The organism is Mesorhizobium sp. LHD-90, assembly GCF_030929505.1.
Lineage (GTDB): Bacteria > Pseudomonadota > Alphaproteobacteria > Rhizobiales > Rhizobiaceae > Kumtagia.
Genome location: NZ_JAVFVV010000037.1, coordinates 22,344 through 30,446 on the forward strand (window position 1 = coordinate 22,344; position 8,103 = coordinate 30,446).

General features: G+C 64.8%; 6 protein-coding genes. All 6 read left to right on the plus strand.

All coding sequences use genetic code 11. The features are described from left to right. Nucleotides 1-227: 227 nt before the first annotated feature. The 6 genes from topA to rpmG all read left to right on the plus strand — a co-directional run bounded on the left by topA (nucleotide 228) and on the right by rpmG (nucleotide 7,946). On the plus strand, nucleotides 228-2,870 hold the full coding sequence (gene topA, locus RB623_RS29205; RefSeq protein WP_308060648.1) for a type I DNA topoisomerase: 2,643 nt from the start codon (nucleotides 228-230) through the stop codon (nucleotides 2,868-2,870). 6 nt (nucleotides 2,871-2,876) lie between these two features. Continuing rightward, a complete protein-coding gene (gene rnr / locus RB623_RS29210) occupies nucleotides 2,877-5,195 on the plus strand; it encodes a ribonuclease R (protein WP_308060649.1) in 2,319 nt (772 codons plus the stop codon). Nucleotides 5,196-5,197: 2 nt separating this feature from the next. Further along, on the plus strand, nucleotides 5,198-5,632 hold the full coding sequence (locus RB623_RS29215; protein ID WP_308060650.1) for a DUF983 domain-containing protein: 435 nt from the start codon (nucleotides 5,198-5,200) through the stop codon (nucleotides 5,630-5,632). A gap of 75 nt (nucleotides 5,633-5,707) precedes the next feature. Then, the gene (locus RB623_RS29220; protein ID WP_308060651.1) at nucleotides 5,708-6,448 is read left to right on the plus strand and encodes an NUDIX hydrolase; all 741 of its coding nucleotides are present in this window, start codon (nucleotides 5,708-5,710) and stop codon (nucleotides 6,446-6,448) included. Between the two features lie 45 nt (nucleotides 6,449-6,493). Then, nucleotides 6,494-7,678 (plus strand): MFS transporter, encoded by a 1,185-nt coding sequence (locus RB623_RS29225; RefSeq protein WP_374121761.1) that lies wholly within the window; start codon nucleotides 6,494-6,496, stop codon nucleotides 7,676-7,678. 100 nt (nucleotides 7,679-7,778) lie between these two features. Further along, nucleotides 7,779-7,946, plus strand: coding sequence for a 50S ribosomal protein L33 (gene rpmG / locus RB623_RS29230; protein WP_006201775.1), 168 nt, complete (start codon nucleotides 7,779-7,781; stop codon nucleotides 7,944-7,946). The last annotated feature ends 157 nt before the right edge of the window (nucleotides 7,947-8,103 follow it).

Below are 8,103 nucleotides of genomic sequence, written 5' to 3' on the forward strand. Positions count from 1 at the left end.
ACCCGAGTCCGCAATCTTTGGTAGCATATACTTATCACTTAAATTTTAGATTGCAAGGAATTTTTACCTATGCTTCAGGTTGTATCGACGGGCATCGCGCCGCATTTTCGGGTCCGCCCTTGACCGATTGGTTTTCGACAGCCATTTGACGAACCCGAAGCGGGGATCACGGGCGGCATGGCGCTGTGCCGTCGGGGGCCTCCTGCCAAGCGAAAATACGGGAATCCATGGACGTCGTCGTCGTCGAATCGCCTGCCAAGGCCAAGACCATCAATAAGTATCTCGGCCGCAACTACAGGGTTCTGGCCTCCTACGGCCATGTCCGCGACCTACCGGCCAAGGACGGATCGGTGAGGCCCGACGAGGACTTCGCCATGTCATGGGAGGTCGACGGTCCTTCCTCCAAGCGGCTGACCGAGATCGCCAAGGCGGTCAAGGACGCCGACGGGCTGATCCTCGCAACCGACCCCGACCGCGAGGGCGAGGCCATCTCCTGGCACGTGCTGGAAGTCTTGCAGCAGAAGCGTGCGCTGAAAGGCAAGCCGGTCAGCCGTGTGGTCTTCAACGCCATCACCAAGCAGTCGGTGCTGGATGCAATGGCGCATCCGCGCCAGATCGACGCGCCGCTGGTCGAAGCGTATCTCGCTCGACGCGCGCTCGACTATCTGGTCGGCTTTACTCTGTCACCGGTGCTGTGGCGCAAGCTGCCGGGCGCCCGCTCCGCCGGCCGCGTGCAGTCGGTGGCGCTGCGGCTCGTTTGCGACCGCGAGGCCGAGATCGAGCGTTTCGTCCGCCAGGAATACTGGCAGATCGCCGCCACGCTGGCGACGCCGCGCGCCGACCTCTTTGAGGCACGGCTGACCGCCTATGAAGGCAAGCGACTGCAGAAACTGGATATCGGCAATGCCGAACAGGCCAACGGCATCAAGGCGATGCTCGAAGGCGCGACCTTCCGCGCGCTTTCGGTCGATGCAAAACCGACCAAACGCAATCCCGGTCCGCCCTTTACCACCTCGACGCTCCAGCAGGCCGCGTCGTCGCGGCTCGGCTTCTCCGCCGTGCGCACCATGCAGGTCGCCCAGCGCCTCTACGAGGGCCTGGACATCGGCGGCGAGACCGCCGGCCTGATCACCTACATGCGAACCGACGGCGTGCAGATCGCGCCGGAGGCTATCAGCGCTGCTCGCGGAGCGATCGCAAAGGAATTCGGCGAAAAATATCTGCCGGAGAAGCCGCGCTACTATTCGGCCAAGGCCAAGAACGCGCAGGAAGCGCATGAGGCGATCCGCCCGACCGATTTTTCGCGCACGCCAGCCGCGATGCGCAAATATCTCGATGCCGACCAGGCCCGCCTCTACGAGATGATCTGGAAGCGCGCCATTGCCAGCCAGATGCAGCCGGCCGAGATCGAGCGCACCACCGTCGAGATCGAGGCGCTGAACAGCGGACGCACCGCCGGGTTGCGCGCGGTCGGATCGGTCATCCGCTTCGACGGTTTCATCGCCGCCTATACCGACCAGAAGGACGAGGACGCGCAGGACGACGAGGAAGGCGGGCGACTGCCGGAGATCCGCGCCGGCGAGTCGCTGGACAGGAAGTCGATCCAGGCGACGCAGCATTCGACCGAGCCGCCGCCCCGCTATTCGGAAGCCACGTTGATCAAGAAGATGGAGGAAATCGGCATCGGCCGCCCCTCCACCTACACGGCGATCCTGAAGACGTTGGAAGACCGCGAATATGTGGTCATCGACAAGCGCAAGCTGATCCCGCATTCGCGCGGTCGGCTGCTGTCGGCCTTCCTCGAAAGCTTCTTCGCCAAATATGTCGAATATGACTTCACGGCAGGGCTGGAGGAAAAGCTCGACGAGATCTCCGACGGCAAGCTGGTCTGGAAGGACGTGCTGCGCGACTTCTGGAAAGACTTTTCGGCCGCCATCGCCGAGACCAAGGACCTGCGCGTCGGCGACGTGCTGGAGACGCTGAACGAGGAACTGGCGCCTCTTATTTTCCCGCCGCGCGAGGACGGGTCCAATCCGCGCATCTGCCCGAAATGCGGCGCCGGCACGCTGTCGCTGCGGCTTGGCAAATATGGCGCCTTTGTCGGGTGCTCCAACTATCCCGAGTGCGGCTACACACGCCAACTCGGCGATGCCGCGAATGGCGAGGGCGAGAACGGCGCGGCCGAGGACGGCAACAAGGTGCTGGGGAAAGACCCCTACACCAACGAGGAGATCACGCTGCGCAGCGGCCGCTTCGGCCCTTATCTGCAACGCGGCGAAGGAAAGGACGCCAAACGCTCCAGTCTGCCGAAGGGCTGGTCGCCGGACTCGATAGACCACGAGAAGGCGCTGGCGCTCTTATCGCTGCCGCGCGACGTCGGAAAACATCCGGAAACCGGCAAGATGATCTCGGCCGGCCTCGGCCGCTACGGACCGTTTGTGCTGCACGATGGAACCTACGCCAATCTGGAGAGTATCGAGGACGTGTTCTCGATCGGCCTCAACCGCGCCGTGACGGTCATCGCCGACAAGCAGTCCAAGGGCAAGGCGGCGCGCGGCGGCACGCCGGCGGCGCTGAAGGACCTCGGCGAACACCCGGACGGCGGCGGCAAGGTGACGGTGCGCGATGGCAAATACGGGCCCTATGTCAACTTCGCCAAGGTCAACGCCACTCTACCGAAGGGCAAGGATCCTGCTTCCATCACCATGGAGGAAGCGCTGGTGCTGATCGCCGAGCGCGAGGCCAAGACCGGCAGCGGGAAATCGAACGGCGCACGACGGCCGGCTGCAAAGGCGAAGAAACCTGCCGCCAAAACGTCCGCAGCCAAGAAGCCTGCCGCGAAAAAGGCGGCGGCGAAGAAAAAGGAATAGGGCCGCTTGGCGAAAAAACCGTCCGCGCCGAGGGATGAACGCGGCAGGAGCCCGGCCTACGGGCCCGGCGCGCACCCGAGGACGGCGGGCGATTTCCGGCCGAGCCGCGAGGAGCTTCTCACCTATATCGAGGAAAACCCCGACAGGAGCGGCAAGCGCGACCTGGCCAAAGCCTTCTCGCTGAAAGGCGCCGACCGGGTCTGGCTGAAGGACACGCTCGCCGATCTCCACGACGAAGGCCTGATCGAGAAGGACAAGAGGCGGCTGAAGCGTCCGGGCACCCTGCCCCACGTCGCCGTGCTCGACATCTTTTCGCGTGACGGCGACGGCAATCTTCTGGCGCGTCCGGCCGAGCGCGACGGCGGCGAGGCGCCGGTTCTGGTTCTGATTAAGACCGCGAAGACGGGCCGCGGTCGCGCGCCCGGCGTCGGCGACCGCGTACTGGCGAAAACCTTCCGCAACGACGGACCCGGCCCCGCCTACACGGCGCGGGTGATGAAGGTGTTCGAGAAGCGCGCCGAGACCGAGCTTGGCGTTTTCAGGACACTGGGCTCGGGCGGTTTTCGCATCGTGCCGGTGGAGCGTGGCCGTCCGGAGTTCGAGGTCGCCCAAGAATTCCGCAACGGCGCGAAGGATGGCGACCTGGTCGAGATCGAGACCGGGCGGTCGACGCGCTATGGCCTGCCGCAGGCGAAGGTCGTGTCGGTGCTTGGCTCGCTGACCAGCGAAAAGGCGGTCTCCATGATCGCCATCCATGCACATGGCATTCCGCATGTGTTTCCGAGCGAGGTGATCGCGGAGGCTGACGCCGCGCAGCCAGCAAGCATGGACGGCCGCGAAGACTGGCGGGAACTGCCGCTGCTGACCATCGACCCGGCCGATGCGAAAGACCATGACGATGCCGTGCACGCGGCGCCCGACGACGATCCAGCCAATCCGGGCGGCATTGTCGCCACCGTCGCCATCGCCGACGTCGCCGCCTATGTGCGGCCGGGAACCGCGCTCGACCGCGAGGCTCTGAACCGTGGCAACTCGGTCTATTTCCCCGACCGGGTCGTGCCGATGCTGCCGGAACGCATCTCCAACGACCTCTGCTCGCTGAAGGAAGGGGTCGATCGGCCAGCGCTCGCTGTGCGCATGATTTTTGCCGCGGACGGACGGAAAATCCGCCACAGCTTTCATCGCGTGATGATGCGTTCGGTGGCGAAACTCGCCTACCCGCAGGCGCAGGCGGCCATCGACGGCGCGACGGATGAGAAGACGGCGCCGCTGCTCGATCCGGTATTGAAGCCGCTGTGGGACGGTTATGCCGTACTGAAGCGCGGCCGCGACAAGCGCCAGCCGCTCGACCTCGACCTGCCGGAGCGCAAGATCCTGCTGAAGCCAGACGGCACCGTCGACCGGGTCATCGTGCCCGAGCGCCTCGACGCCCATAAATTGATCGAGGAGTTCATGATCCAGGCCAATGTCGCAGCAGCCGAGACGCTGGAGGCAAAACGCCAGAAGCTGGTCTATCGCGTCCACGATTCGCCGTCGCTGGTGAAGCAGGAATCGCTGCGCGAGTTCCTGCAGTCGATCGGCATCTCGCTGGCGCGCGGCGCCGAGTTGCGGACCCAGCAGTTCAACCACATCCTCGACCGGGTGCGCGACGGCGAGCACGAGGGACTGGTCAACGAGGTGGTGCTGCGCACCCAGAGCCAGGCGGTCTATTCGCCGGACAATCTCGGGCATTTCGGCCTGAACCTGCGCCGCTACGCGCATTTCACCTCACCGATCCGCCGCTACGCCGACCTCATCGTGCATCGCGCGCTGATCTCGGCGCTCTCGCTCGGCAAGGACGGGCTGACGGCCGGCGAGGAAGCCAGGCTGGACGACATTTCCGAGCTGATTTCGACGACAGAACGCCGTGCGATGGCCGCCGAGCGCCAGACGGTCGACCGGTTGATCGCCGCGCATCTCGTCGAGCAGGTGAACGGTGAATTCGACGGCCGCGTCTCCGGCGTGACCAAGGCGGGACTATTTGTCCAATTGCCGCAGTTCGGGACTGATGGCTTTGTGCCCGTGGCAACGCTCGAAGACGATTATTACATCTTCGACGAGACGACGCGGGCGCTGGTCGGCCAACAGACCGGCAAAGGATACCAGCTTGCCGACGCCGTGCTGGTGAAACTCGTCGAGGTCGCGCCGCTGGCCGGCGCGCTGCGTTTCGAGATGCTGAGCGAACCGAAGCCCATGCCGGGCGCCAAACGGTCGTTCCACAAAGCAAAAGCCCGGCAAAAACGCGGGCGTGCCACAATGTCGCGAGGCCCGCGCGGCAGGAGATGACGATGGAAGAGCAGGTTTTCGGCGGCGAGGCGCATTCGGGCAGAACCACGCGCCCTTTATGGACCGCAATGAAGCGCGGCTTTCTCGGTCGCTGCCCGCATTGCGGCGAGGGAAAGCTGTTCCGCTCGTTCCTGAAAACCGTAGACCGCTGCGAGCATTGCGGCGAGGAGATGCATCACCATCGCGCCGACGACCTTCCGGCCTATCTGGTGGTGGTGATCGTCGGCCACGTCATCGTCGGCGCCTTCATGGGCGTCGAGGCGACCAGCACGCTGTCGACCTGGCAGCACCTGGCGATCTGGGTGCCGCTCACCATCGCCTCGGCGCTGGCGCTGCTCAGGCCGATCAAGGGCGCCGTCGTCGGCCTGCAATGGGCGCTTTACATGCACGGCTTCGGCGGCGAGCACGACCGGATCGAACAGCACCCCGAGGCATAACGGCCCGCTGCTGGCCCAAGACCTCTTCCAAAAGAGCGGTTCCATCGCCGTCCCGCCTCCATTAAGGGAAGCCGCATGGACGGAATAAGCCGAACCGACCTGGACAAAGCCGAAGCCAAGGATTTCGCTCTCGGCAAGGGGCCGCTGCGCCCGCGCGACGCGGCCACGCTCATCCTGCTCGACCGCCAGGGCGACGCGGTGAAGGTGCTGATGGGGCGCCGCCACGCGCGTCACGCCTTCATGCCCGGAAAGTTCGTGTTCCCGGGCGGGCGCACCGATCCCGGCGACAGCCGTGTCGCCGTTGTGGAAAGCCTTCATCCCGCCGAGGAAGCAAAGCTGTTGGCCCGGACCAGCCGGGCGGGTCCCGTGCGGGCGCGCGCCATAGCGCTGTCGGCAATCCGCGAGACCTACGAGGAAGCCGGCCTGCTGATCGGCCGCAAGGTCTCGTTCCAGACGGCTAAGACAGGCTGGCAGGGTTTTGCCGATCATGGCGTTTCCCCGGCGCTGGGCGAGCTTCGCATGGTTGCCCGCGCCATCACCCCTCCCGGGCGCGTCCGCCGTTTCGACACGCGCTTCCTCGCCGCATGGCGTGACAGCGTCGCGGCGGAATTGCCCGGCGGCGGACCGACGGAGGAACTGGAGGAACTCGTCTGGCTGCCGCTCGATGAGGCCAAGCAGGCCGATATCCCGGCGATAACGCGGACCGTGCTCGGCGAACTCGAGCAGCGGCTGGCCTTCGACCCGCTGCTGCGTCCCGGCGGGCCGGTTCCGTTCTTCCGCATGGTCCGCAATCGCTTCATCCGCGAAGTTTTGTAGTCTTTTCCCCGCGAAATACCGCAACCAGATACCAGCAGAACAGACATGGACCGCAGTGTCGACACCGAGGAGATCCACGCGCCCATGCGCTGGCTGCCGATCGCGGCGGCAATCGCCTCGATCAGCGTGGTCGGGATCGCCATCGGGCTGGGCATGCCGCTGCTCAGCGTCATCCTCGAATCGCGCGGCTATTCGGCGAGCCTGATCGGCCTCAATACGGCGGTTGCCGGCATCGCTTCGATCGTTGGGGCGCCGCTGGCCACCCCGCTCGCCATGCGTTTCGGCGTTGTCTGGACGATGGCAGCAATGATTCTGCTGGGCGCGCTTGCCTTCATGGGCTTTTACTTCGCCACCGCCTTCTGGATGTGGTTTCCGCTGCGCGTCGTGCTGCACATAGCGCTCACCGTGCTGTTCATCCTCTCCGAGTTCTGGATCTCGTCGTCGGCCCCGCCGCACAGGCGCGGCTTCGTGCTTGGCATCTACGCGACAGTACTCTCGCTCGGCTTCGCGCTCGGCCCCTGGCTGTTCTCGCGTCTCGGCAGCGGCGGCTTCGCCCCGTTCGGCGTGGTGTTCGTGCTCGTGATGTTCGCGCTGGTGCCGGTGGTGGCGGCCTGGCGCGAGAGCCCGGACATCCATCCGAGCGGCGACGAGAGCGGCCATTTCCTCCGCTACATATGGCTGGTGCCGACGGCGACCGCCGCCGTGCTGGTGTTCGGCGCGGTGGAGACCGGCGGCTTTGCGCTGTTCCCCGTCTACGGCGCGCGCAGCGGCTATTCGGAAGGCGACGCGGCCCTGCTGCTCACAATGATCGGCCTCGGCAACGTGTTGATGCAGATCCCCATCGGCATGCTGAGCGACCGTATCCGCGACCGCCGCTACCTGCTGCTCGGCTGCGCGACGGTGGGTCTGGCTGGCATGATTTTCATGCCGATGGTAGCGCACAACTGGCATGTGCTGGCCGCCGTGCTGTTCGTCTGGGGCGGCGTGGTGGCCGCACTCTATACGATCGGCCTCGCCCATCTCGGCTCGCGGCTATCAGGCCACGAACTCGCCAACGCCAACGCCGCCTTCGTGCTCTGCTATGGGTTGGGCATGGTGCTAGGGCCGCAGGCAATCGGCATTGGCATGGACCTGTTCGGCAAAGAGGGTTTTGCAGGTTCGCTTGCGCTGTTCTTCCTGTTCTACATCGTGCTGGCCATCACCCGCATCGCCATGTCGCACCGGTCTTGACTTTCCAGCGCCGATCTTTATGTGTCGCGGTAGTTTTCCGCGCCGGGGTTCCGCCCCTTAGATGCGGTTCGAACCCCATTAAGCTGAACGGAACGCATCCATGGCAAAAGCCGCCAACATCAAGATCAAGCTGCTCTCGACCGCCGACACCGGCTTCTTCTACGTGACGAGCAAGAACAGCCGCACCAAGACGGACAAGCTGTCCTTCCGCAAGTACGACCCGGTCGCCAAGAAGCACGTCGAGTTCAAGGAAACGAAGATCAAGTGATCTTCGGCGCAGCCCGCACATCGAAGCCGCCTCCGGGCGGCTCAGACTGCTGACAAACCCCGTCATTTTTGGCGGGGTTTTGTTTTACGCGTTTGAGTACGCTGGAGATTTCGTCGTCGGGATGTTTTGGCTGGAGGGTGCCGGTCGGTTGCGTGGC

Excerpts from the sequence above, each read along its gene's own strand:
- RB623_RS29215 (WP_308060650.1), top strand. The coding sequence starts at position 5,198 with ATGGAAGAGCAGGTTTTCGGCGGCGAGGCGCATTCGGGCAGAACCACG.
- rpmG (WP_006201775.1), top strand. The coding sequence starts at position 7,779 with ATGGCAAAAGCCGCCAACATCAAGATCAAGCTGCTCTCGACCGCCGAC.
- RB623_RS29225 (WP_374121761.1), top strand. The coding sequence starts at position 6,494 with ATGGACCGCAGTGTCGACACCGAGGAGATCCACGCGCCCATGCGCTGG.
- RB623_RS29220 (WP_308060651.1), top strand. The coding sequence starts at position 5,708 with ATGGACGGAATAAGCCGAACCGACCTGGACAAAGCCGAAGCCAAGGAT.
- topA (WP_308060648.1), top strand. The coding sequence starts at position 228 with ATGGACGTCGTCGTCGTCGAATCGCCTGCCAAGGCCAAGACCATCAAT.